At 69.3% G+C, this 22086-nt stretch carries 22 protein-coding genes; 13 read left to right on the plus strand and 9 right to left on the minus strand.

Annotated elements, in window-relative coordinates:
* Window positions 1–98: 98 nt before the first annotated feature.
* The 8 genes from HV783_RS19755 to HV783_RS19790 form a co-directional block, all read right to left on the minus strand.
* Window positions 99–686, minus strand: a complete 588-nt coding sequence (locus HV783_RS19755) for a type II secretion system protein M (protein WP_144655757.1) — start codon at window positions 684–686, stop codon at window positions 99–101.
* On the minus strand, window positions 683–1675 hold the full coding sequence (gene gspL, locus HV783_RS19760; protein WP_175189733.1) for a type II secretion system protein GspL: 993 nt from the start codon (window positions 1673–1675) through the stop codon (window positions 683–685). The genes HV783_RS19755 and gspL overlap by 4 nt, the downstream gene beginning before the upstream one ends.
* Window positions 1672–2616: a type II secretion system minor pseudopilin GspK gene (gene gspK, locus HV783_RS19765; RefSeq protein WP_175189734.1), complete on the minus strand. Its 945-nt coding sequence runs from the start codon at window positions 2614–2616 to the stop codon at window positions 1672–1674. Before gspK ends, gspL begins: the two co-directional genes overlap by 4 nt.
* Window positions 2613–3227, minus strand: a complete 615-nt coding sequence (locus tag HV783_RS19770) for a type II secretion system protein GspJ (RefSeq protein ID WP_054504123.1) — start codon at window positions 3225–3227, stop codon at window positions 2613–2615. Before HV783_RS19770 ends, gspK begins: the two co-directional genes overlap by 4 nt.
* The gene (gene gspI, locus HV783_RS19775) at window positions 3224–3628 is read right to left on the minus strand and encodes a type II secretion system minor pseudopilin GspI (protein ID WP_064523810.1); all 405 of its coding nucleotides are present in this window, start codon (window positions 3626–3628) and stop codon (window positions 3224–3226) included. Before gspI ends, HV783_RS19770 begins: the two co-directional genes overlap by 4 nt.
* Complete coding sequence (gene gspH, locus HV783_RS19780; protein WP_054504125.1) at window positions 3615–4103, minus strand: type II secretion system minor pseudopilin GspH; 489 nt, start codon at window positions 4101–4103, stop codon at window positions 3615–3617. The genes gspI and gspH overlap by 14 nt, the downstream gene beginning before the upstream one ends.
* Window positions 4075–4503 (minus strand): type II secretion system major pseudopilin GspG, encoded by a 429-nt coding sequence (gene gspG, locus HV783_RS19785; protein WP_054504126.1) that lies wholly within the window; start codon window positions 4501–4503, stop codon window positions 4075–4077. Before gspG ends, gspH begins: the two co-directional genes overlap by 29 nt.
* A gap of 75 nt (window positions 4504–4578) precedes the next feature.
* Window positions 4579–5025, minus strand: a complete 447-nt coding sequence (locus HV783_RS19790) for a type II secretion system protein N (RefSeq protein ID WP_175189735.1) — start codon at window positions 5023–5025, stop codon at window positions 4579–4581.
* A 263-nt stretch (window positions 5026–5288) separates the two neighbouring features.
* On the opposite strand from HV783_RS19790, the gene HV783_RS19795 reads away from it, so the two are divergent.
* The 3 genes from HV783_RS19795 to HV783_RS19805 are packed head-to-tail and all read left to right on the plus strand — an operon-like array spanning window position 5289 to window position 9678.
* Window positions 5289–7277, plus strand: coding sequence for an alkaline phosphatase family protein (locus HV783_RS19795; RefSeq protein WP_175189736.1), 1989 nt, complete (start codon window positions 5289–5291; stop codon window positions 7275–7277).
* A gap of 21 nt (window positions 7278–7298) precedes the next feature.
* A complete protein-coding gene (locus HV783_RS19800) occupies window positions 7299–7466 on the plus strand; it encodes a hypothetical protein (protein WP_167517661.1) in 168 nt (55 codons plus the stop codon).
* 37 nt (window positions 7467–7503) lie between these two features.
* Complete coding sequence (locus tag HV783_RS19805) at window positions 7504–9678, plus strand: phosphocholine-specific phospholipase C (RefSeq protein WP_175189737.1); 2175 nt, start codon at window positions 7504–7506, stop codon at window positions 9676–9678.
* 104 nt (window positions 9679–9782) lie between these two features.
* Here the strand turns inward: HV783_RS19805 and HV783_RS19810 are convergent, their stop codons facing one another.
* Window positions 9783–10685, minus strand: a complete 903-nt coding sequence (locus HV783_RS19810) for a LysR family transcriptional regulator (RefSeq protein ID WP_054504129.1) — start codon at window positions 10683–10685, stop codon at window positions 9783–9785.
* 105 nt (window positions 10686–10790) lie between these two features.
* Here HV783_RS19810 and ggt point away from each other — a divergent pair, with 105 nt between their 5' ends.
* From ggt to HV783_RS19860, 10 genes are all read left to right on the plus strand, one after another.
* Complete coding sequence (gene ggt, locus HV783_RS19815) at window positions 10791–12419, plus strand: gamma-glutamyltransferase (RefSeq protein WP_175189738.1); 1629 nt, start codon at window positions 10791–10793, stop codon at window positions 12417–12419.
* 60 nt (window positions 12420–12479) lie between these two features.
* Entirely contained in the window at window positions 12480–13994 is a 1515-nt protein-coding gene (locus HV783_RS19820) for an ABC transporter substrate-binding protein (RefSeq protein ID WP_054504131.1), read from the plus strand.
* A gap of 75 nt (window positions 13995–14069) precedes the next feature.
* On the plus strand, window positions 14070–15014 hold the full coding sequence (locus tag HV783_RS19825) for an ABC transporter permease (RefSeq protein WP_116793295.1): 945 nt from the start codon (window positions 14070–14072) through the stop codon (window positions 15012–15014).
* Complete coding sequence (locus HV783_RS19830; RefSeq protein WP_054504133.1) at window positions 15011–15889, plus strand: ABC transporter permease; 879 nt, start codon at window positions 15011–15013, stop codon at window positions 15887–15889. The genes HV783_RS19825 and HV783_RS19830 overlap by 4 nt, the downstream gene beginning before the upstream one ends.
* Before the next feature lie 14 nt (window positions 15890–15903).
* The gene (locus HV783_RS19835; protein ID WP_116793293.1) at window positions 15904–17763 is read left to right on the plus strand and encodes a dipeptide ABC transporter ATP-binding protein; all 1860 of its coding nucleotides are present in this window, start codon (window positions 15904–15906) and stop codon (window positions 17761–17763) included.
* A gap of 125 nt (window positions 17764–17888) precedes the next feature.
* Window positions 17889–18425, plus strand: coding sequence for a YaeQ family protein (locus HV783_RS19840; RefSeq protein ID WP_049074453.1), 537 nt, complete (start codon window positions 17889–17891; stop codon window positions 18423–18425).
* 31 nt (window positions 18426–18456) lie between these two features.
* Window positions 18457–19038, plus strand: a complete 582-nt coding sequence (locus HV783_RS19845; RefSeq protein WP_162876731.1) for a hypothetical protein — start codon at window positions 18457–18459, stop codon at window positions 19036–19038.
* 120 nt (window positions 19039–19158) lie between these two features.
* Complete coding sequence (locus tag HV783_RS19850) at window positions 19159–19758, plus strand: TetR/AcrR family transcriptional regulator (protein WP_054504136.1); 600 nt, start codon at window positions 19159–19161, stop codon at window positions 19756–19758.
* A 125-nt stretch (window positions 19759–19883) separates the two neighbouring features.
* On the plus strand, window positions 19884–20582 hold the full coding sequence (locus tag HV783_RS19855) for an SDR family oxidoreductase (protein ID WP_175189739.1): 699 nt from the start codon (window positions 19884–19886) through the stop codon (window positions 20580–20582).
* Between the two features lie 56 nt (window positions 20583–20638).
* On the plus strand, window positions 20639–22057 hold the full coding sequence (locus tag HV783_RS19860) for a DHA2 family efflux MFS transporter permease subunit (protein ID WP_054504138.1): 1419 nt from the start codon (window positions 20639–20641) through the stop codon (window positions 22055–22057).
* Window positions 22058–22086 lie beyond the last annotated feature (29 nt).

The raw sequence follows: 22086 nt of genomic DNA on the forward strand, positions 1-22086 counted from the left end.
CGGCAGCACGGCGGCCGCGGCCGCGAGGGCGCAGGCGGCGCAGGCCAGCGCCAGGCCGCTGCGCCTGGGCAGGAGGCGGGGGCGTCGCGGCAGACGCATCAGGAGCGGGCCTGCGGGGCCGGCAAGGCCAGCTTGATGCTGCCGTTGACCAGGCCGGGCAATGGCCGGCCATTGACGTTGGCGGCGCGGGTCAGCTCCACCTGCCTGACCGCCAGGCCCCAATCGCCGGCCGCATGCTCGAGCCATCGCAGCAGCGCCGAAGAGGGCACTTCGGTCACGACCAGCGTGACGCTGTCGCCCTGGCCGGGATGATCCAGCTTCCAGTGGTCGGCCGGCAGGCCCGCGCGTTCGAGGCTGGCGCCGATGTCGGCGACGGCCGGCAGGGCGGCGGCCGGCGCGGCGGCCCTGCCGCGCAGGGACATCGCCTGCGTGGTGATGGCCGCCACGGCGGCGGCCTGGCTGCGCAGGCGCGGCAGTTCCTCGCGCAGCTTGCGCACCGAGTCCAGCGCGGGTTCGACCAGCAGGGTGAAGACCAGCACCGCGCCCAGCAGGGCGCCGGCGCCGTTGACCAGCCGCCGTTCGCGCGGCGCCAGGGCCTGGTAGCGCTGGCGCGCGCGGTCGGCGGCCGGCGCCAGCGGGGTGAGGACGGCGCGGCAGGCGGCGTTCAGGCGTTCAGTGGGCGTCATGGTTGGCTGCGCGTGATGCGCCAGGTGTTGTCGGTGTCGCCGCGTTCCAGCTTCAGGCCCTGGGAGGCTGCCTGCTGGATCAGCGCGGGCGTTTCGGCCACGCGCTGGGCCTGGGCGCCGGCATCGGCCAGTTGCAGGGTCAGCGCCTGGTCGGCATAGGACAGGCGGGCGACGTTGTCGGCGGCGAACGGCAGCGCCTGCGCGGCGGCGCGCGCCAGCGGCAGGAAGTCGCCGGCGTGGGCGCCGCCGCGGCGGGTCTGCAGCGCGTCCAGGCCTTGCTGCGCCTGGCGCGCGGGGTCCAGCACCACCGGCAGTTCGGGAAACGCCGTCAGCACCTGGCGGCGCATGCCGTCGCGCAGCGACTGCGCCTCGCCGCGCAGTTGCGCCGCATGCAGGTTCAGGCCGCCGATCCAGACCGCGGCCGCGACGGCGCTCCAGCGCCAAGCCGGCCGCCAGCGCGACACGCGCGCCGGCGCCAGTTGGGGCATCGCCAGCGACCATGAAGGCGACGGCGCCTGCCAGCGCGGGTCGGCCGGATCGCGCAGAGGCGTCGTCTCGTCCGGCGCCAGCGTCTGCGGCGCGATCAGGGCGTGGGCGCGCAAGCCCTGCGCGTTCAGCAGGCCCCACGCGCGACGCACCGGTTCGCGCGGCGCCCAGGCCAGCGCCACGTTGCCGTGGGCGTCGCGCGGGCCATGGCCGATCGCCAGGTCGTCCAGGTCGCTCAGCACCAGCGGCTCCAGCGCGCCGCGCACCGCGGCGGCGAAGCGGGCCTTGGCCACCGCCGGCACCTGGACGGTGGCGGCGATGACGTCGGCCGGGTGCAGCACGGCCTCGCAGGCGGCCTGCGGGTAGGCCTGGCCCAGCGCGTGCAGCGTCAGCTCGCCCTGGCGCGCGCAGCGGCCGCGGCGATCGAACCAGGCGAAGGGCAGCAGCGAGCCCGGGCCGAGTTCGGCGAGCGGGGCAAGCGCGATACGCAAGGAATTCTTCAAGGGGCTTCTCTTGTCCAGATGGTGTCGGGCGCGGCGGGCGGCGCGCTGCGTATCAGCGCCTGCATCGAGACCCGCGCCCGTTCGTAGACGACGGCGCCGCTGGCCAGGAACCAGCCGCTGGTCGTGCTGACGGCGGGCGCGGGCGTCTTGACGCCGGTGGCGGCCAGCCGGTTGGCGAAGTCGCCGGCGTTGTTGAACCAGTTGCCGCGGTCGCGTTCGCCGGTGATGGCGCGGGCCTGGCTGAGCGACAGGCCCGTCACCAGCGCGGCGATGACTTCGGGCGGCGCGGTATTGACGTTGACGTTGGTGGCGCTGGGCAGCACCGTCATCGTGCGCCGCAGTTCGCCGCGAGCGGCGGGCTCCAGCCCCAGCAGCGCGGCCACGTCGTCGATGCCGCGCGGCAGCGGCGCGCGCGCATCCGGCGCCTGGCCGCCCTGGGCCGGCGTGGGCGCGCCCGCGGCCGGCGCCGGCGGCTGGCTGGCGGCGATGACCTCGATGATGCGTCCCGCCAGCGTGTCCGGCAGGCGCAGAGCGCCCAGCAAGCGCCGCAACACCCGCTCCTGTTCCGGTTGCGGCACGCCGTTGCTGGCCAGGTTGGTCAGGTTGTACTTGCCCTGTTCGTCCTGCACCTTGCCCGAGAACACCGCCACGCGGTCGTCGCCGGGGCGCTCGATGCGGGTGTCCAGCACCGGCGTGGCCCAGATCTGGTCGCCGCGGGTGGTCGACTCGCGCTTGCCGTGATCGCGCACCACCAGGCGGGCCCAGTCGATGCCCCCGGCCAGCAGCATGCGTGCCTGCACCCGCGCCATTTCGTTCTCGATGCGGCGCGTGCTGGCGGTCTGGCGCTGGAACAGACTGGTGGTCAGCGCCGCGACAATGGCGACGATGATCAGCGCGCTGACGACGGCGGCGCCGCGTTCGCGCGGCGGGGGCGTTTTCATGGCAGCTCCAGGATGCGGCTGTAGCGCCGCGCGTCGCCAGCCGGGCCCCGGTCGAGCGTGATCTCGATGCCGCTGGGCGTGGCGGAAAATGGCGCGCGGGTGTCCATCCAGCCCGCGCCCGGCACCCAGCCGCGCAGCGTCAGCGCGCGCACGCCGGGCAGCAGCAGCGCGCCATTGCCGACGGGCGGCAGCGGTCCCTGTTCGGCCGGCGGGCCGCTGGCGCGCCACAGACCGTCCTTGCGCACCGACCATTGCACCCGTTGCCAGCGGCCGTCGCCATCCGCGGCGGGACGCAGGATCTCCAGGCGCTGCGCGCCGGCGGCGTCGCGCAACAGGCGCACGCCCGTCGTGAAGACGTGCGCGTCGATGCCCGGCGCGGCGAACGACGGGCCGTTGTAGGCCAGTTCGACATCGCGTCCCATCTGGCCGAGCGTGCGCACGATGGCGTCGGTGTCGTCGGCCTGCTGCGCGATCCAGTCGCGCGCGCTGGAGACGCTGTCCAGGCCGCGCCAGGCCATCAGGCTGACGAGCGCCATCAGCGCCAGTGCCACCAGCACTTCGATCAGGGTGAAGCCCGCCTGGGCGCGGGCGCGGCAGCGGCGGGCGGTCATCGCAGGCTCGACAGCAGGCCGTCCAGTTGCAGCAGGGCCGCGCCATTGCCCGCGTCGCGGACCTTGACCGACACCTGGCGGAAGCTGCGGTTCAGGGAATTGGTGAACACCAGTTCGCATTGCAGCGCCAGGCCGCCTTGCGGACAGGGAACGGTCTGCGAACCGGCGCGCGGCAGGGTCTGCTCCAGCCGCAGTTGGGTCAGCGCGTTCTGCGCGGCCAGCAGCGCCAGCGTCTTGTCCTGCAGCGCGCGGTTGTTGGCGGCCATGACGCCGGTGGCGCGCAAGGCCGCGCCCATCGCCACGGCGATGATGGCCAGCGCCACCAGCACCTCGATCAGGGTGAAGCCACGCTGGCGTTGGCGCCGCGGGGGGCGGATGGGAATAAATTCAGCGGATCTCATAGCGTCCGGCGGCGTCGCGCGTCACCGTCACGAGCGAATCGCCCGCGCGCAGTTGCACGCTGAACGGGTCGGCCACCCATTCGGTGTTGAAGACCAGCGGACGGTCGGGCGACAGCCGCAACCGCACCTGGCGCGCCAGCCAGGCCTGCGGGCGCAGGGCCTCGTCGCGCTCAAGCGTGTCGACGGGCAAGGGCGTGTCGTCCTGGGCGGAGGGGGCATTGGAGCGGCCCTGGCGCTCGAACGACCAGCCGCCGCTGGCGGGCTGCCAGCGTATCGATCGGCCATCGCTGCGGGCTTCGCCTTCGGCCACCGTGAAGGCGTCGACCAGGCGCTGCGCGTCGTCGCGCAACGGGTCGGCGCGCTTGCCGATGGACAGGCTCACCATGCTGGCGGCGATGGCGACGATCACCAGCACCACCAGGACTTCGACTAGCGTGAAACCGCGCTCAGAGTTCCCACGAACCGATGTCGGCATCGCCGCCTTCCCCGCCGGGCTTGTTGTCGGCGCCGAACGAGAACACATCGATGTCGCCTTTGACGCCGGGATTCAGGTATTGGTACGGATGGCCCCAGGGGTCATTGGGCAGCTTGTCCAGGTAACCGCGCCAGTTGGAGGCGCCTTCCGGCTTTTCCGCCAGCGCGCGCAGGCCCTGGGCGGTGGTGGGATAGCGGCCGTTGTCCAGTCGGTACAGCTTGAGCGCCTGCATGATGCCGGCGATGTCCTGGCGCGCCGCGACCTGGCGGGCCTGGTCGGGACGGTCCAGCACGCGCGGCACGATCAGGGCGGCAAGAATCCCCATGATCACGATGACCACCATGATCTCGATCAGGGTGAAACCTTGCTGGCGGGCGAGCCCGCGCGATGACTGTCGCACTTCACGACTCCGGTATTTCAGTGAGAAGCGTGCGATTGTGGACATGAAATATGACAGCAATATGAGGCGCGGGGATCACTTGGCGGCGCGGGTGATGCCGCCTTCCGGCGCCGGCGAGGCGGGCGCGGCCAGCCGGCTGGGCCGGCCGCCTTGCTCGACCGTGACGGCGTCGGCGCCGACCTCCTTGAGCACGATGCCCGGCGCGACTTCGTCGCCGACGCGCCAGGCCGCGGGCGGGCCGCCGTCGACGCTGAACACCGCGGCGCCGTCGGCGCCGGCGGCGATCACGCCGAGCACGCTGATCTGCGTGCGCAGCACTTCATCGCGGCCGAACCATAGCGCCACCGGCATGTTGTCGGCGCCGCGCGGGGGCGGCGCGGATACGGCGGCGGGCAGGGCGGGGGGCTTGGGCGCGAGCAGCACCGCGCCCCAGGCACCCAGCCCGGCGGCCAACGCCAGCATGGCAACGACACGGCAGACGGCGGGGGCCGCGGGCGGGGACAGGCGCAGGGACAAAGGCATCAATGAAACGGCGGAAAGAGGATTGGCGCGCAAGCGCCACGATGCGCGCGACTCTAACAGCCGATCGTGACAAGTCCGCGAAAGCGCGTGGGCCGCCTGCAGGGGACCGGCTGGCTGGTCCCCTGGCTTTGTTGCCGTCTGTATCGCACTGGGAAAAAAAGCTGATCCGTCGATCAACGATTCCTTTCTTTGCTTCATCGGTCGTTCACCTTGCGACGCCACTATGTGGGCCACTCACAAAGCGGGTTTGGAAAGGGAAAGACATGCAGGTATCGAATTGGAAGCGCTGGGGCGTCGCGTTGGCGACCCTGGGCGCGTTGGCCGGTTGCGGCGGCGACAAGAGCGACGACGACACGCCGGCGCCGGCCGCGCAGGCGGGCGGCGGCTCGGCCGCCAAGGTGTTGTTCATCGGCGTGGACGGCCTGACCTATGACGCCTATCGCCAGGGCGCGGCGGACAAATCCCTGCCCAACCTGGCGCAATTGACGGCGACCCGGTCGTGGACCGGCGGCGTCACCGGCGCGGTCACGCAACAGCCGACGCTGTCGGCGCCCGGCTGGGCCACGCTGCTGACCGGCCAGTGGGCGGACCAGCATGGCGTGCGCAGCAACGCGCTGGGCCAGGCGCCCAAGACCCCGACGCTGTTCCAGCGCGTGCGGACGGCCAAGCCCGCCGCGCGCACCGCGGCGGCATTCAACTCGTCGCTGCTGGCCAGCCTGACGGGCAATGACCGCGACGCGGGTTTCCTGCAGAGCCTGACGGACTGCGGCGGCGTCGACGATTGCGTCGCCAGCCAGGCGCGCGACCGCATCACCGAAGGGTATGACGTGGTGCTGGCGCAGTTCGGCGCGGCCGAGCGCGCCGCCGCGAGCGGCGGTTTCGGCGTCGGCTACCAGGCGATCCTGCGCCAGACCGACGCCGCCATCGGCGCGCTGCTGGCGCAGGTGGCCGATCGCCGCAATACCCATCCGGACGAGAACTGGCTCGTGGTGGTGGCCTCCAGCCATGGCCTGGATCGCACCGGCGGCAGCGACGGCCTGCCGCTGTCGCTTAACAAGACCACGCTGCTGGCCATGAACCGCCCGCAGATGCTGGGCGGCAGCGCCGACGACGCCTCGTTCGACGGCGCCTGGAATATCGCCTGGTACGGTCTGCCCAGCGGCGCCGACGCCGCGCCGACCATCCTGGCGCACCTGGGCGCTTCGCCCGCGGCCGGCCAGTACGACCTGGCGGGCGCCTCGCTGTTCGAGCCGGTGGCGCTGCGCCGCGCGACCAGCCGCACGTCAATGGACAACAAGAGCGTGGCGCTGAGCTGGACGCGCGTCGGCACGCCCACCGGCGAGATCGTGATCACCCGCGACGGCACGGAAATCGCGCGCCTGCCGGGCACCGCCACCGACTACGCCGATACGGGCTTCACCTTCACCACCGAAGGGCTGCATGAACTGAACTACGCCATCTCGGTTGGCAACGCCGTGACGGCGGTGCGCGCCACCGTGGTCTACACGGCGCCGGTGCCGTTGCTGCCGTCGCTGCGCACCGGCCTGGCGATGCTGTTCCCGTTCGAGGGCAACCTGACCGACAAGGCCGCCGGCGGCGGCGCCATCACGCCGTACGACGGCGTCCAGGCGCCGGCGTTCAGCGACCGCGGGGTGTTCGGCAAGATGTTCCAGAACCAGCGCTCGGGCGATCCGACCGGCGCCTTCAAGCTGGACTATCCGGCGGGCCTGCTCGACAGCGTCCAGGCGTTCACCATCGGCTTCTGGTACCAGTCCGATGGCACCGCCAACGACCGCTCCATCCTGGGCAACAAAGACTACAACTCCGGCGGCAACCCCGGCATCACCATCGCCCAGTGGGCTGGCCCCGAGCTGCGCTTCAACCTGGCCGGCGGCAGCCGCGTCGACATCAACGGCGTGAAGTTCACGGCCAACAAACCGGTCTACGTGGCGATGGTCATCGACAAGACCGCCAAGACCATGGCCGCCTATGTCTACGACACGGAAATGGGCTGGTTCAGCCGCTCGATTTCCACCGGCGCCGTCAACTTCGCCCAGATCGCCGGGGTGTTCGGCCCGCACCTGGGCCTGAACGAGGACGGCAAGGGGACCTACGGCGTGTGCTGCGCCGGCACCAAGGGCCCCTACACCATGTACTTCGACGACCTGGCCTTCTGGTCGCGCGCCCTGACCGAAACCGAGGTCAAGTCGCTGGCCATGTCCGGCAAATCGGTTTCCGAATTGTTCCCCTGATGTCCCAAGGATAGACACGACATGAATACCGCTTCCCCGATCCTGCGCGCCTTCCTGCGCCTGGGCGCCATGCTGATGCTGGCCGCCACCTTGACCGCCTGCGGCGGCGACAAGGACGACGACGACACCGGCAGCCAGCCCGACACGCCGACCCAGCCCGCCAAGCCCCTCCTGCGTTGCGCGCCCTGACGCCGCGCCATTTTTCAGCATTCAAGGAAACGCATCCGTGACGTCCCATAAAGAACCGATCCACGCCGGCAAGCGCCGCTTCCTGCGCAACGCCGCCGCCTCCGGCGCCGGCCTGACCGCCTTGTCGATGTTCCCGCCGGCCATCCGCCGGGCGCTCGCCATTCCCGCCAACAACCGCACCGGCACGATCAATGACGTCGAGCACGTGGTCATCCTGATGCAGGAGAACCGCTCGTTCGACATGTACTTCGGCTCGTTCAAGGGCGTGCGCGGCTTCGGCGACCGCATCACGGTGCCGCTGCCCCAGAACCGCTCGGTCTGGGAACAGACCAACGGCACCCGCGTAGTGCTGCCGTATCACCTGGACAGCACCAAAGGCAACGCCCAACGCGTGTCAGGCACCCCGCACGACTATCTCGACGCCCAGAACGCCTGGGACGGCGGCCGCCTGTACCAATGGCCGCGCTACAAGCAGAACCAGTCGATGGGCTACTACACGCGGCAGGAACTGGCGTTCCAGTATGCGTTGGCCGAGGCCTTCACGCTGTGCGACGCGTACCACTGTTCCTCGCACGGCGGCACCAACACCAATCGCCTGTTCCATTGGACCGGAACCAACGATCCGCTGGCGCAGGGCAACGGCCCCTCGACCCGCAACCAATGGGACGACCTGGGCCCGTCGACGATCGGCTGGACCTGGAAGACGTATCCCGAGCGCCTGCAGGAAGCCGGCGTGAGCTGGAAGGTCTACCAGAACCTGCCGGACAATTTCACCGACAATCCGTTGGCCGGCTTCCGCCAGTTCCGCAAGGCCTATGAGCTGGCCGGCAATGATCCCAATGTCGACCCCAACCCGCCGGCCTGGACGCCGGCATCCGAGGCCGCCAACCCGTTGTACAAAGGCACGGCCAACACCATGCCCGATGGCGGCTTCCTGCAGGCGTTGCGCGACGACGTGGCCAACGGCGCGCTGCCGCAGGTGTCGTGGATCGTGGCGCCCGCGGCCTATTCTGAGCACCCCGGCCCGTCGAGCCCGGTGCAGGGCGCCTGGTACATCCAGGAGACGCTCAACGCCCTGACGGCCAATCCGGACGTCTGGAGCAAGACCGTGCTGCTGGTCAACTTCGACGAGAACGACGGCTTCTTCGACCATGTGCCGTCGCCGGCCGCGCCGTCGCTCAATCCGGACGGTTCGATGGCGGGCGCCTCGACCATCAACACCGACCTGGAGCGCCACGTCAAACCGTCGCTGCAGGACGCGGCCGACAACCGAGTGTACGGTCCCGGTCCGCGCGTGCCGATGTACGTCGTCTCGCCCTGGAGCCGCGGCGGCTGGGTCAACTCGCAGGCCTTCGACCATACCTCGGTGCTGCGTTTCCTGGAGGCGCGTTTCGGCGTGGCCGAAAAGAACATCAGCGCCTACCGCCGCGCGGTGCTGGGCGACCTGACCTCGGCCTTCAACTTCGCCACGCCCAACAATGAGCAACTGCCCGACCTGACGCTGCTGACCAAGGCCCAGGCCGACCAGACCCGCGCCGATCAGCAGGCCCTGGCGCAGGTGCCGCTGCCGGACGCCAGCACCCAGGTCAAGCCTAAGCAGGAAACCGGCGTGCGCTATTCGCGCGCGCTGCCCTACGAACTGCACACCAGCGGCCGCGCCCAGCCCGGCACCAGCGCCATGTGGCTGGTGTTCGCCAACACCGGCAGCGCGGCCGCGGTGTTCCACGTCTATGACCGCCTGCACCTGGATCGGCTGCCGCGCCGCTACGCGGTCGAGCCGGGCAAGCAATTGGAAGGTAGCTGGGACGCCGCCGCGGACGGCGGCAAGTACGACCTGTGGGTGATGGGCCCGAACGGCTACCTGCGCCATTTCGCCGGCGACCTGGCGCTGGCCCGCACCGAGCAGTTGGGCGCGGAAATCCGTGTCTGCTACGACATCGCCAACGGCGACGTCTATACCAACTTCATCAACAACGGCAAGAAGGCCTGCACCTTCGTCATCACGCCCAATGCCTACTACACCAACAATGAGAAGTGGACGTTGACGGTGCCGGCGGGCAGCCAGGTCGAGCAGTCGTGGTCGCTCAAGGCGAGCGGCGCCTGGTTCGACTTCACCGCGTGCCTGAACGAGGATCCGGCCTATCTCCGCCGCTTCGCCGGCCGGGTGGAGACGGGCAAGCCGTCGGTCACCGATCCGGCGATGGGCCTGTAAGCGCGCCCCCCGCGGCGGGCCGGCAGCGGCCGCGCCGGGCGCAATGCCGCGCCTCGCTCCCGCCCGGGGCGCGAGGCGGGGCGTGCTTGCGTGCGGCGCGCCGGTTACGGGATGGCCTGCGGCTCGCGCGCCCGGAATGCGGCGGCGCATGCCTCGCAGATGGCCGTGGTGATGCCCTGGCGGGCATGCTCGCGCCGCTCCAGCATGCCGATGGCGCGGGCCGACGGCCCCAGGTCGTCGGGCAACGGCAGGATGCGCAACTGCGGGCTGTCGCGCCAATTCGAGCCGTTGATGAGCGGCAGCAGCGTCACCCCGACCTCCTGGCGCACCAGTTCGATCAGAGTCTCGATCGCGTTCAGTTCCAGGAATTCGTCCAGCGGCACCGCCAGGCGCCGCAGCAGGCGGTCGATCTGCAGGCCGGTGCGCTGGGTGCGGTCAAAGCGCAGGAAGGGGTTGCCCGCCAGCACCTGGCGCGCGTCGTGGCCGGCGGCCGAGGGCGGGGCGATCACCACCAGCGGTTCTTCATACAGCGGGGTCCAGCGGGTGCTGGCCATCTTGCGGCCGGCCTCCACCAGGAAGGCCGCGTCCAGTTCGCCGTCCTCGACCTTGCCGGCCAGTTCGCTGGCCTTGCCCGACAGGATGCGCACGTCCAGCCTCGGGTGCGACTTCTTCATGCCCGACACCACCTTGGACAGCGTGCCCATGCAGGAGACGATACTGCCCACCGAGACCGACCCCGCCAGTTCGCCCGGCACGGTGCGCGGCAGCCGCATGCGGTCGTATAAATCCAGCAAGTGCTTGATTTCCGGCAGCAATTCCCGGCCCGCCGCATTCAGGATGGCCAGCCGGCCGCTGCGGTCGAACAGCTCGCGCCCCAGTTCGGCCTCCAGCGAGCGCATCTGGAAGCTGACGGCGGCCTGCGTCAGGGCCACCTGCTCGGCCGCTTCGGAGAAGGATCCATGGTGGGCGACGGCCAGAAAGGTGCGCAGGAAACGGATGGTGCTCATGGGGTCAATTCACAAAAATTTCTTTTATTACTGAACAAAAAATCAAATTGATTTAATTAGATCACGGGAGTACCTTCGCCTGCTTACCTCTATGAGACAGGCGCCATGAAATCCTTCGACTGGGTCAACCCGTATCCCTCCATCCGTATCCCGCTGTTCGCGCGTAACGTGGTGTCCACGTCGCACCCCCTGGCGGCCCAGGCTGGCCTGCGCATGCTGCTCAAGGGCGGTAACGCGGTCGACGCCGCCATCGCCGCCGCCGCCGCCATCGTGCTGGTCGAGCCGGTCTCCTGCGGCCTGGGGGGCGACTGCTTTGCCATCGTCTGGGACGGCAAGGAACTGCATGGCCTGAATTCCTCGGGCGTGGCCCCCGCCGCGTGGAATGTCGAATACTTCAAGCGCAAGTACGGCGTCGGCGCCGACGGCCTGGCGATCCAGCCCAAGCGCGGCTGGGACGCGGTCACGGTGCCGGGCGTGGTGGCCGGCTGGTCCGCGCTGCACGAAAAGCTCGGCAAGCTGCCGTTCGAGCAACTGTTCGAACCGGCCATCGAGATCGCCGAGCGCGGCTATGCCGTGCCGCCGGTGGTGGCGCACAAGTGGGCCGCCGCCGCCAATGAACTGAGCAACCAGCCGGGCTACGCCCAGGCCTTCATGCCCGAGGGCCGCGCGCCCAAGGTCGGCGAGCACTTCCGCTTTCCGGACGCGGCCAATACGCTGCGCCGCATCGCCGCCTCCAAGGGCCGCGATTTCTACGAAGGCGAGCTGGCCGAGCGCATCGCCGCCTTCAGCCAGGAATGCGGCGCCGCCATGACGCTGGAAGACCTGCGCGCCTACCGCCCGGAATGGGTCAAGCCGATCTCCCGTTCCTACCGCGGCTACGAGCTGCATGAGATCCCGCCGAACGGACAGGGCATCGCCGCCCTGATCGCCCTGGGCATCGTCGAACGCTTCAACATTGCCGACATGCCGGTCGACTCGGTGCAGTCGCAGCACCTGCAGATCGAGGCCATGAAGCTGGCCTTCGCCGACCTCTACAAGTACGTGGCCGACCCGCGCTCGATGGAAGTCACGCCCGAGCAGATGCTGTCGGACGACTACCTGGACAGCCGCGCCAAGCTGATCCGCCTGGACGGCGCCACCCATTTCGGCGTGGGCCGCCCGGCCGCCGGCGGCACCGTCTACCTGACCGCCGCCGACGAGAACGGCATGATGATCTCGTTCATCCAGTCCAACTACATGGGTTTCGGCTCGGGCGTGGTGGTGCCGGGCACGGGCATCAGCCTGCAGAACCGCGGCGTCGGCTTCTCGATGGATCCCAAGTCGGCCAACGTGGTCGAGGGCGGCAAGCGGCCGTTCCACACCATCATCCCGGGTTTCCTGACGCGCGGCGGCAAGCCGGTCATGAGCTTCGGCGTGATGGGCGGCGACATGCAGCCGCAGGGCCACCTGCAGACCGTGATTCGCATGGTCGACTACCACCAGAACCCGCAGGCCGCCTGCTGCGCGCCGCGCTGGAAGGTCAACCGCGATTTCACGCTGGATATCGAGACCAATATGAAGGCTTCCACTATTGCGGGCCTGAAAGACCTCGGGCATGCTTTGAAATCCGTGGACGATCCGTACATGGATTTCGGCGCCGGCCAATTCATCTGGCGCATGTCCGAAAGCGACAACGAGCTTGGCTACGTCGCCGCCAGCGACAGCCGCCGCGACGGCCAGGCCGTGGGCTTCTGATAAGCGCCTTGCCGCCTGGCATCGCAGCCAGGCATTGCAGCCACAAGGGGAATAAACACAATGAAACGCTTGACCATGACCTTCGGCGCCAGCGTGCTGGCGCTGGCCGCCGGCGCCGCCTGCGCGCAGAACATCCGCATCGGCCTGCAGGAAGATCCGGACGTGCTGGACCCGCACCGCGCCCGCACCTACGTCGGCCGCATCGTCTTCACCTCGCTGTGCGACAAGCTGGTGGACATCGATCCCAAGCTGCACTTCGTGCCGCAACTGGCCACCTCGTGGTCGTTCAGCCCGGACAACAAGGTGCTTACCTTCAAGCTGCGCGAAGACGCGCTGTTCCATGACGGCAGCAAGTTCGACGCCGCCGCCGCCAAGGCCAACCTGGAACGCGCCATGACGCTGCCCGACAGCCTGCGCAAGGGCGAGCTGGCCTCGGTCGAGAAAGTCGAGGCGCCCGACGCCAGCACCCTGGTGCTGACCCTCAAGCAGCCCGACGCCACGCTGCTGGCGCAACTGTCCGACCGCGCCGGCATGATGCTATCGCCCAAGTCGTTCGCCGACGCCGACGTGGCCGCGGTCGGCCGCAAGCCGATCTGCTCGGGTCCGTACAAGTTCGTCGAGCGCATCCAGAACGACCGCGTCGTGCTGGAGAAATTCGACCAGTACTACGACGCCAAGGACTACGCCTTCAAGCGCATCACCTTCCTGCCGATCCCCGATACCACCGTGCGCCTGTCGAACCTGCGCGCCGGCGACCTGGACCTGCTCGAGCGCCTGAATCCGTCCGACGCGCCGCAGGTCAAGAACGATGCCAGCCTGACCTTCGCGCCGGTGGCCGGCCTGGGCTTCCAGCAGTTCATGTTCAACGTCGCCAACGGCAAGCGCGCCGAGGACAATCCGTTCAAGAACAAGCTGGTGCGCCAGGCGTTCCAGCTCGCCATCGACCGCAACGCCATCAACGAAGTGGCCGGCGGCGGCATCTTCGAACCGGCGCAGCAGCCGTTCCCGCCCGCCAGCCCCTACCACAGCGACAAGTTCCCCGTGACCAAGCGCGACGTGGCCAAGGCCCGCGCGCTGCTCAAGCAGGCCGGCTTCGACCGCGTCAAGGCCGAGGTCATGTTCGGCAACAACACCACCACCTCGTCGGTGGCCGAGATGGTGCAGGCCATGGCCTCCGAGGCCGGCTTCGACCTGTCGCTGCGGCCCACCGAGTACGCCGCCCTGCAGAAGGAATCGGCCGGCGGCAACTTCCAGGTGGTGATGCTGGGCTGGTCGGGACGGGTCGATCCGGACGGCAACATCCACAGCTTCGTGACCTGCAAGGGCGCGCTCAACGACGGCCACTATTGCAACCCGGAAGTCGACAAGCTGCTCAACGAGGCCCGCACGGTGCCGGATGAAACCAAGCGCCGCGCCATCTACGACCAGGCGCAGACGATCATCCAGGACGAACTGCCCGGCGTGTACAACTACTACCAGCCGTGGCCGTTCGCGCTGGCCAAGAAGGTCAAGGGCTTCGTGCCGTATCCGGACGGCATGATCCGCCTGAAGGGCGTGACGTTCGCCCAGAAGTAAACCGGTGCGCGGCGGTTCGCCGCCGCGCCCGCCGGCCACGCGCGCGTGGCCTTTTGTTTTCTACGGTTTTTCCCCATGCTTAAACTCATCTTGCGCCGCATGATCGTCGCGATACCGACCCTGATACTGGTGTCGATGATCGTCTTCATGCTGCAGAAAATCCTGCCCGGCGATCCGGTGCTGACCCTGGCCGGCGAAGAGCGCGATCCCGCCGTGCTGGATTATCTGCGCGACAAATACCGTCTCAACGATCCGCTGCCGATGCAGTACGCCGCCTGGGCCGGGCAGGTGCTGCAAGGCGACCTGGGCAAGTCGCTGCGCACCGACGTGCCGGTGACCACGCTGATCGCCCAGAAGCTGCCGGTGACCCTGCAACTGGCGGCGATGGCCATGTTCTTCGCGCTGCTGGTGGGCATCCCCATGGGCATCGTGGCCGCCGTGCGCAAGGGCAGGCCGGTCGAGATGGGGGCCAACATCGCCGCGCTGTCAGGCATGTCGATTCCCAATTTCTGGCTCGGCATCATCCTCATCATGGTGGTGTCGGTGCAATGGAAGCTGCTGCCGGCCTCGGGCTACGTGTCGCCGGCCGAGGACTTCTGGCTGTCGATCAAGACCATGCTGATGCCGTCGCTGGTGCTGTCCACCGCGATTGCCGCCTATCTCATGCGCCACACCCGGTCGGCCATGCTCGAGGCGCTGTCGGCCGATTACGTGCGCACCGCCCGCGCCAAGGGCGTATCGCCGCGCCGCGTGGTGCTGCGGCACGCGCTGCGCAATGCGCTGATGCCGATCGTCACGCTGGTGACGCTGTTGTTCGGCGAATTGCTGGCGGGCGCGGTGCTGACCGAACAGGTCTTCACCATTCCGGGCTTCGGCAAGCTGGTGGTCGACGCGGTCTTCACGCGCGACTACGCGGTGGTGCAGGGCGTGGTGCTCTGCGTCGCGGTGGGTTTCATCCTGATGAACCTGCTGGCCGACATCCTCTACATCCTGGTCAATCCCCGCCTGAGGCACGCATGAGCGCCATTCCCGCAACGGCCGCTGCCGTCACGCCGCCCCGCAGCCGCAACCGCGCCTGGGGCAAGTTCAAACGCAATCACGTCGCCATGCTGGGCCTGGGGATCGTGCTGTTCTTCGTGCTGCTGGCGCTGCTGGCGCCGCTGATCGCCAACCACGACCCGTTCCAGACCAGCTTCACCACCATCCGCAAGGCGCCGTCGGCGTCCTACTGGCTGGGCACCGACGAGCTCGGCCGCGATATCTTCAGCCGCATGGTCTATGGCGCGCGCGCCTCGCTCATGGCCGGCCTGGTGTCGGTGCTGATCGCGCTGGTGGTGGGCGTGCCGTTCGGCCTGGCCGCCGGCTATTTCGGCGGCTGGACCGATAGCTGCATCTCGCGCGCCACCGAGGCGCTGCTGGCGATCCCGTTCCTGATCCTGGCCATCGCGCTGGCCGCCTTCCTCGGCCCGAGCCTGACCAACGCCATGATCGCCATCGGCGTGTCGGCCGCGCCCAAGTTCATCCGGCTCACGCGCGGGCAGGTGCTGGCCGTCAAGAGCGAGGACTACGTGCAGAGCGCCCGCGCGCTGGGCGCCTCGGACCTGCGCATCATCTGCCGCCACGTGTTCCCGAACGTCATGCCGCCGCTGATCGTGCAGGCCACCATCACCATCGCCACGGCCATCATCGCCGAGGCCAGCCTGTCGTTCCTGGGCCTGGGCCTGCAGCCGCCGAATCCGTCGTGGGGCTCGATGCTGAACACCGCCAAGAACTTCATGACCCAGGCGCCCTGGATGTCGATCTTCCCCGGATCGGCCATTTTCCTGGTGGTGCTGGGCTTCAATCTGCTGGGCGACGGGCTGCGCGACGCGCTGGATCCCCGTCAGGACAAGTAATCATCATGGCAACCATGGATCCCAAACGCGTCGTCCAGGTCAACGACCTGACCGTGCGCTTCAAAACCCCCGAGCGCGTCGTCGAAGCGGTGCGCAACGTGTCATTCCACGTCGACCGCGGCGAGACCCTGGCGATCGTGGGCGAGTCCGGCTCGGGCAAATCGGTCACCTCGCTGGCGCTGATGCGCCTGGTGGAGTACGGCGGCGGCCGCATCGTCAACGGCGGCATGCTGCTGCGCCGGCGCAACGGCGACGTGCTGGACCTGGTCAATGCGCCCGACAGCACGCTGCAGCGCGTGCGCGGCGCCGACGTGGCGATGATCTTCCAGGAGCCGATGACCTCGCTCAACCCCAGCTTCACGGCCGGCAACCAGATCGCCGAGGCCCTGCAACTGCACCAGGGGCTGGACGCGGCCGCGGCGCGCGCCGAAACGCTGCGCATGCTGGAGCGGGTGCGCATCCCGGAAGCCCGCGCCATTCTCGACCGCTATCCGCACCAGTTGTCCGGCGGCATGCGCCAGCGCGTCATGATCGCCATGGCGCTGTCCTGCAAGCCGCAACTGCTGATCGCCGACGAACCGACCACGGCGCTGGATGTCACCATCCAGGCCCAGATCCTGCAACTGATCCGCCAGTTGCAGGAAGAAATGGACATGGGCGTCATCTTCATCACCCATGACATGGGCGTGGTGGCCGAAGTGGCCGACCGGGTGCTGGTGATGTATCGCGGCGACAAGGTCGAGGAGGGCGGTTCCGACGACGTCTTCGCGCGGCCGCAACATGCCTACACCCGCGCCTTGCTGTCGGCCGTGCCGCGCCTGGGCGCCATGCATGGCACCGACGAACCGGCGCCGTTCCCGCTGCTCAAGGTCGAGGACGCCGCGCGCCAGGCCGCGCCCGCCGAGCCGGCCATGGCGGCGCCGTCCACCGTGCGCCGCGAGAACGGCCCGGTGCTGAAGGTGCGCGACCTGACCACCACCTTCGACATCACCGGCGGCATTCTCGGCCGCGTGCAAAAGCGCGTCCACGCCGTGGAGAAGGTCAGCTTCGACCTGTATCCCGGCGAGACGCTGTCCCTGGTGGGCGAGTCCGGCTGCGGCAAGACCACCACCGGCCGCTCGCTGCTGCAACTGGTCAAGAGCCGCGGCGGCTCGATCGAATTCGACGGCCAGAACATCGGCGCGCTGCGCGGCAGCGCCATGCAGACGCTGCGCCGGCACATCCAGTTCATCTTCCAGGATCCGTTCGCCTCGCTCGATCCGCGCATGACGGTCGGCTACTCCATCATGGAGCCGCTGCTGATCCACCGCGTCGCCAGCGGCGCGAAGGCCGAGGAACGGGTGCGCTGGCTGATGGACAAGTGCGGCCTCGTGCCCGAGATGATCGACCGTTATCCGCACGAGTTCTCGGGCGGGCAGCGCCAGCGCATCTGCATCGCGCGCGCCCTGGCGCTGAACCCCAAGGTGGTGATCGCCGACGAATCGGTGTCGGCCCTGGACGTGTCGATCCAGGCGCAGATCGTCAACCTGCTGCTCGACCTGCAGCGCGAGCTGGGCGTGTCGTTCCTGTTCATCTCGCACGACATGGCGGTGGTCGAGCGGGTCAGCCACCGCGTCGCGGTGATGTACCTGGGCCAGATCGTCGAGATCGGCCCGCGCCGCGCCATCTTCGAGAACCCGCAGCATCCCTACACGAAGAAGCTGATGGCGGCGGTGCCGATCGCCGATCCGCAGCGCCGCCACCGCGAGCGCTCGCTGCTGGTCGACGAAATCCCCAGCCCGATGCGCAAGCTGGGCGACGATCCCCTGGTGGAGCCGCTGGTGCGGGTCGGGGAAGGGCACTACGTCGCGCGTCATTCCGTCGGCGTGTACTGAGCCGTGGCGGGGGCGCCTGCCGGCAAAGCGGCGGGCCCTCGCCGCGGGCCGCGCGGGCCGGTCGCGCCGCAGGCGGTATCATGGCGGCCTTCAGTCATTCGCCCCATTCAACGGATTTTCTCGCCATGGCCCTGCGCGCCACTATCTACAAGGCCGACCTCAACGTGGCCGACACCGATCGGCACTACTACGGCAGCCACGCGCTGACGGTCGCCCGCCATCCCTCCGAAACCGACGAGCGCATGATGGTGCGCCTGGTGGCCTACGCGCTGCAGGCCCAGGAAGAGCTGTCCTTCACCAAGGGGCTGAGCGACACCGACGAGCCGGACCTGTGGGTCAAGGACCTGACCGGCGCCATCACCCTGTGGATCGAGGTCGGGCAGCCCGAAGAGCGCCGCATCCTGCGCGCCTGCGGCCGCGCCGAGCAGGTCATCGTCTACTGCTACGGCGGCTCGGCCAGCAGGATCTGGTGGGACGGCGTGCGCAACAAGCTGGAACGCACCCGCAACCTGAAGGTCATCAACCTGCCGTCCGAGCAGACGCGCGCGCTGGCCAATCTGGCCGAACGCACCATGCAGTTGAATGCCAATATCTCGGACGGCGTGGTGTATTTCTCGGCCGACAAGGGCGAAGTCAGCATCGAACCCGAAGTCTGGCGCTGATACCGCCAGGCCCTTTCCTGGAGGCGTAGGGATGAGGAAGACCCGAGCATTGGCATGGGCGGCATTGCCGCTGGTGGTATTTTCGCTGCGGGCGGTCGCGGCGCCGGCCGGGGAGCCGGCCACGGCCGCCACGGACCGCATGCACGTGTTCGCCGGCGGCCAGAAGGTGCTGGTCCCGGCGGGGTGGGAACTGGCGCAGGGGCCGGCGCAGGCTGGCCAGGAAATGATCATGATCGCCAGGCCTGGCGCCACCGCGGCCGACAACCAGACGTGTTCGGTCTCGCTGCGCACCATCGATCCCCCGGAGCCGCTGGGCAAGCAGGATGCCGTCCTGCCCGAAGTCGCCTGGAGCATGATGTATTCCGACCAGCAGGTGAATGTGCTCGAGAACGGGGTGTCGACCCTGGCCGGGCTGCCGGCGCACCAGGCCCTGCTGACCCTCACCCAGGGTGACGACCGCCAGGTGGCGCTGGTGCGGCTGCGGTTGGCGGACGGCTACACCTGGTCCCTCATGTGCTCGTCTGGAGCCTATCACCCGGGCGTCGCCCGGGAGGGGTTCGACCGCACGGCCGGGACGTTCCGCAAGGTGCTGGACAGCTTCAGCGCGCCCTGAGGGGCTTCTCCGCCGCGCCCAGGGAACGTTCCGCGCCCAATCTTGCATCGCAACAAAAAAAGCGTGCAAAGTGTGCGGGGCAGGTTTATATTATGGCCATCATATTTCGGAGTCCCGACCATGGCCGGCCCCGCTTCCCGCAAAGAGATATCCCATGACCGCATCGTGGAAGCGGCCGCGCGCGCCATTCGTCGGGAAGGCTACGCCGGCGTCGGCGTGGCCGACGTGATGAAAGAGGCCGGGCTCACGCACGGCGGCTTCTACGCGCATTTCCCGTCGCGCGATGCCATGCTGGTGGCGGCGATGGAACGCGCCGGCCGGGATGGCGCGGCGCGCATGGCGCAGGGCATGGCGCGGCGCCGCGCCGAAGGCGCCAGCCCGCTGCGGGCCCTGGTCGAAAGCTATCTGTCCGAGAAGCATCTGCTGGGGTGCGAGAGCGGTTGCCCGATTTCGGCGCTCGCCTCGGAGATGCCGCGCCAGTCGCCGGAGGTCCGCGACATCTCGGCCAGCCGGGTGTCCGGCCTGGTCGGCGTGGTGCGGCAGGCGCTGCCGGCCGACGCCGGCCCGCATGCGGCGATGGCGATCACCAGCAACCTGGTCGGCGCCATGCAACTGGCCCGCGCGCTCGGCGACAACGAGCAGGGCCGGGCCATGCTGGCGGCCGCGCGCCAGTCGATCCTGGACCAGTACGACAGCGAGGGCCGTCAAGCCGCCCACTGAACCCCTTTTTCCGGGCCGCCGCGCGCGGCCTTTCTTCACTCCATGAATATGATGATCGTCATATTCATATAACCGGCCGGTGTTTCCGGCCCCCCGCCAGAACGCAGCACCCAAGGAAAGACATCATGCAACTGAAGAACGCCACCGTCCTCATCACCGGCGCCAACCGCGGCATCGGCCTGGCCTTCGCCCGCGAGGCGCTGGCTCGCGGCGCCCGCAAGGTCTACGCCGGCGCGCGCGATCCGGCCTGCGTCACGCTGCCGGGCGTGCAGGCCATCCAGCTCGACGTCACCAGCGACCAGGACGTGGCCGCCGCGGCCGCGCTGGCCAAGGACGTCACGCTGGTCATCAACAATGCCGGCATCGCCGCCATGGGCGGCTTCCTGGCCGAAGGCAGCATCGAATCGGCGCGCCGCCACCTGGAAACCAATCTGCTGGGCTCGCTGCGCGTGGCGCAGGGCTTTGCGCCGGTGCTCGCGGCCAACGGCGGCGGCGCGCTGCTGAACGTGCTGTCGATCGCCAGTTGGATCAACCGGCCGATGCTGGGCGTGTACGGCATGAGCAAGTCGGCCGCCTGGGCCCTGACCAACGGCCTGCGCCACGAACTGCGCGAGCAGGGCACGCAGGTGCTTGGCCTGCACATGGGGTTTGTCGATACCGACCTGACGCGGGGACTGGACGCGCCCAAGAGCACTCCTGACTCGGTGGTGCGCCAGGCCTTCGACGCGCTCGAAGCCGGGGCCGAGGAAGTGCTGGCCGACGACGCCACGCGCCGGGTCAAGCAGGGCCTCGCGGCCGAGCCGCCCGTCTACCTGCAGGCATGAGCCGCGGACGCTACGCCCTCGCGACCTTTCCGACGCCATTTCCGAGTCCGATCGACATGCATTCCAATGCCACCTCCGCGGCTCCCCATGCCGCCGCCGCGCCGCTCGCGGCCCAATCTCCCTGGCCGATCTTCTGGATCGCCAGCGTGGCCGTGTTCCTGGTTTCCCTGGACGCGACCATGCTCTACGCCGCGTTCGGCGCCATGCGCGCCGGCTTTCCGCAGGCCTCGGCCGCCGACATGTCCTGGGTGCTGAACGCCTACACGGTGGTCTACGCCGCCATGCTGATCCCGTCCGGCGGGCTGGCCGACACGCATGGACGCAAGCGCATGTTCATGGTCGGGGTGCTGCTGTTCCTGGCGGCCTCGGCTGCCTGCGGCCTGGCGGGCAGCGTCGGTTGGCTGATCGCGGCGCGCGTGGCGCAGGCGGTCGGCGCGGCGCTGCTGACGCCGGCCTCGCTGTCCATCGTGCTTGCCGCCTTCCCGGCCTCGCAGCGCTCGGTGGCGGTGAGCCTGTGGGGCGCGGTGGCCGCGCTGGCGGCGGCGGTCGGTCCCAGCCTGGGCGCGTTCGTGGTCGATGCCGCCGGCTGGCCGTGGGCCTTCTACATCAACCTGCCGTTGGGCGCGTTGTCGCTCTGGTTCGGCGCCAGCCGCCTCAAGGAATCGGTGCGGCCCGAAGCGCGGCGGCGCGTCGACGGCGTCGGCATGGCGCTGCTGATGGTGGGCGTGGGCGCGGTGGCGCTGGCCATCGTGCAGTCGGAATCCCCGCACTGGAGCCGTGGCGAGCTGTGGATGGTGGCGGCGATGGGGCTGGTGTCGCTGGCGGCCTTCGTGGGCTGGGCCCGCAGCACGCCGCATCCGCTGGTCGATCTGGCGCTGTTCAAGCATCGCACCTATCGCTACGTGAACCTGGCCACGCTCAGCTTCGGCATCGCCTTCGCGATGATGTTCTTCGCCTTCTTCTTCTACATGACCGGCGTCTGGCACTACAGTCTGCCGCGCGCGGGCCTGGCCGTGACGCCGGGCCCGCTGCTGGTGATGCCCACCGCGATCATCACCGGGAAGCTGGCGGCGCGCCTGGGCCATCGCCCGTTCCTGGTGGGCGGCTCGCTGGTGTACGCCGCCAGCGGACTGTGGTTCCTGCTGGTGCCGGGCGCCGAGCCCGCCTACCTGGCGCATTGGCTGCCCGGCTTGATCCTGAGCGGGCTGGGCGTGGGCCTGGTGCTGCCGTCGCTGGCCGGCGCCGCCGTCAACCGCCTGCCGCCGCAGCACTACGCGGTCGGCAGCGCGGTCAACCAGGCCACGCGCCAGATCGGCGCGGTGCTGGGGGTGGCGTTGACGGTGCTGTTGCTGGGCAAGGGGGCGCTGAGCCACGCGGACTTCGATCCGCTGTATATCGGCCATGTGGGGCTGGCGCTGCTGACGGGCCTGCTCTGCCTGGCGGTGGACACCCGGCCGCGCCCCGCGCATGCGTAAGCGCCTGCGCGGCGGGAACGAGGCGGGGA

It is taken from the genome of Achromobacter dolens (assembly GCF_902859745.1).
GTDB classification, from domain to species: Bacteria; Pseudomonadota; Gammaproteobacteria; order Burkholderiales; family Burkholderiaceae_B; genus Achromobacter; species Achromobacter dolens.

What these genes read in the sequence shown, in the direction of transcription:
- HV783_RS19755 (WP_144655757.1), bottom strand. Translation starts at nt 686, where the DNA reads ATGACGCCCACTGAACGCCTGAACGCCGCCTGCCGCGCCGTCCTCACC.
- gspK (WP_175189734.1), bottom strand. Translation starts at nt 2,616, where the DNA reads ATGAAAACGCCCCCGCCGCGCGAACGCGGCGCCGCCGTCGTCAGCGCG.
- HV783_RS19770 (WP_054504123.1), bottom strand. Translation starts at nt 3,227, where the DNA reads ATGACCGCCCGCCGCTGCCGCGCCCGCGCCCAGGCGGGCTTCACCCTG.
- gspI (WP_064523810.1), bottom strand. Translation starts at nt 3,628, where the DNA reads ATGAGATCCGCTGAATTTATTCCCATCCGCCCCCCGCGGCGCCAACGC.
- gspH (WP_054504125.1), bottom strand. Translation starts at nt 4,103, where the DNA reads ATGCCGACATCGGTTCGTGGGAACTCTGAGCGCGGTTTCACGCTAGTC.
- HV783_RS19790 (WP_175189735.1), bottom strand. Translation starts at nt 5,025, where the DNA reads ATGCCTTTGTCCCTGCGCCTGTCCCCGCCCGCGGCCCCCGCCGTCTGC.
- HV783_RS19795 (WP_175189736.1), top strand. Translation starts at nt 5,289, where the DNA reads ATGCAGGTATCGAATTGGAAGCGCTGGGGCGTCGCGTTGGCGACCCTG.
- HV783_RS19800 (WP_167517661.1), top strand. Translation starts at nt 7,299, where the DNA reads ATGAATACCGCTTCCCCGATCCTGCGCGCCTTCCTGCGCCTGGGCGCC.
- HV783_RS19810 (WP_054504129.1), bottom strand. Translation starts at nt 10,685, where the DNA reads ATGAGCACCATCCGTTTCCTGCGCACCTTTCTGGCCGTCGCCCACCAT.
- ggt (WP_175189738.1), top strand. Translation starts at nt 10,791, where the DNA reads ATGAAATCCTTCGACTGGGTCAACCCGTATCCCTCCATCCGTATCCCG.
- HV783_RS19820 (WP_054504131.1), top strand. Translation starts at nt 12,480, where the DNA reads ATGAAACGCTTGACCATGACCTTCGGCGCCAGCGTGCTGGCGCTGGCC.
- HV783_RS19825 (WP_116793295.1), top strand. Translation starts at nt 14,070, where the DNA reads ATGCTTAAACTCATCTTGCGCCGCATGATCGTCGCGATACCGACCCTG.
- HV783_RS19830 (WP_054504133.1), top strand. Translation starts at nt 15,011, where the DNA reads ATGAGCGCCATTCCCGCAACGGCCGCTGCCGTCACGCCGCCCCGCAGC.
- HV783_RS19835 (WP_116793293.1), top strand. Translation starts at nt 15,904, where the DNA reads ATGGATCCCAAACGCGTCGTCCAGGTCAACGACCTGACCGTGCGCTTC.
- HV783_RS19840 (WP_049074453.1), top strand. Translation starts at nt 17,889, where the DNA reads ATGGCCCTGCGCGCCACTATCTACAAGGCCGACCTCAACGTGGCCGAC.
- HV783_RS19845 (WP_162876731.1), top strand. Translation starts at nt 18,457, where the DNA reads ATGAGGAAGACCCGAGCATTGGCATGGGCGGCATTGCCGCTGGTGGTA.
- HV783_RS19850 (WP_054504136.1), top strand. Translation starts at nt 19,159, where the DNA reads ATGGCCGGCCCCGCTTCCCGCAAAGAGATATCCCATGACCGCATCGTG.
- HV783_RS19855 (WP_175189739.1), top strand. Translation starts at nt 19,884, where the DNA reads ATGCAACTGAAGAACGCCACCGTCCTCATCACCGGCGCCAACCGCGGC.
- HV783_RS19860 (WP_054504138.1), top strand. Translation starts at nt 20,639, where the DNA reads ATGCATTCCAATGCCACCTCCGCGGCTCCCCATGCCGCCGCCGCGCCG.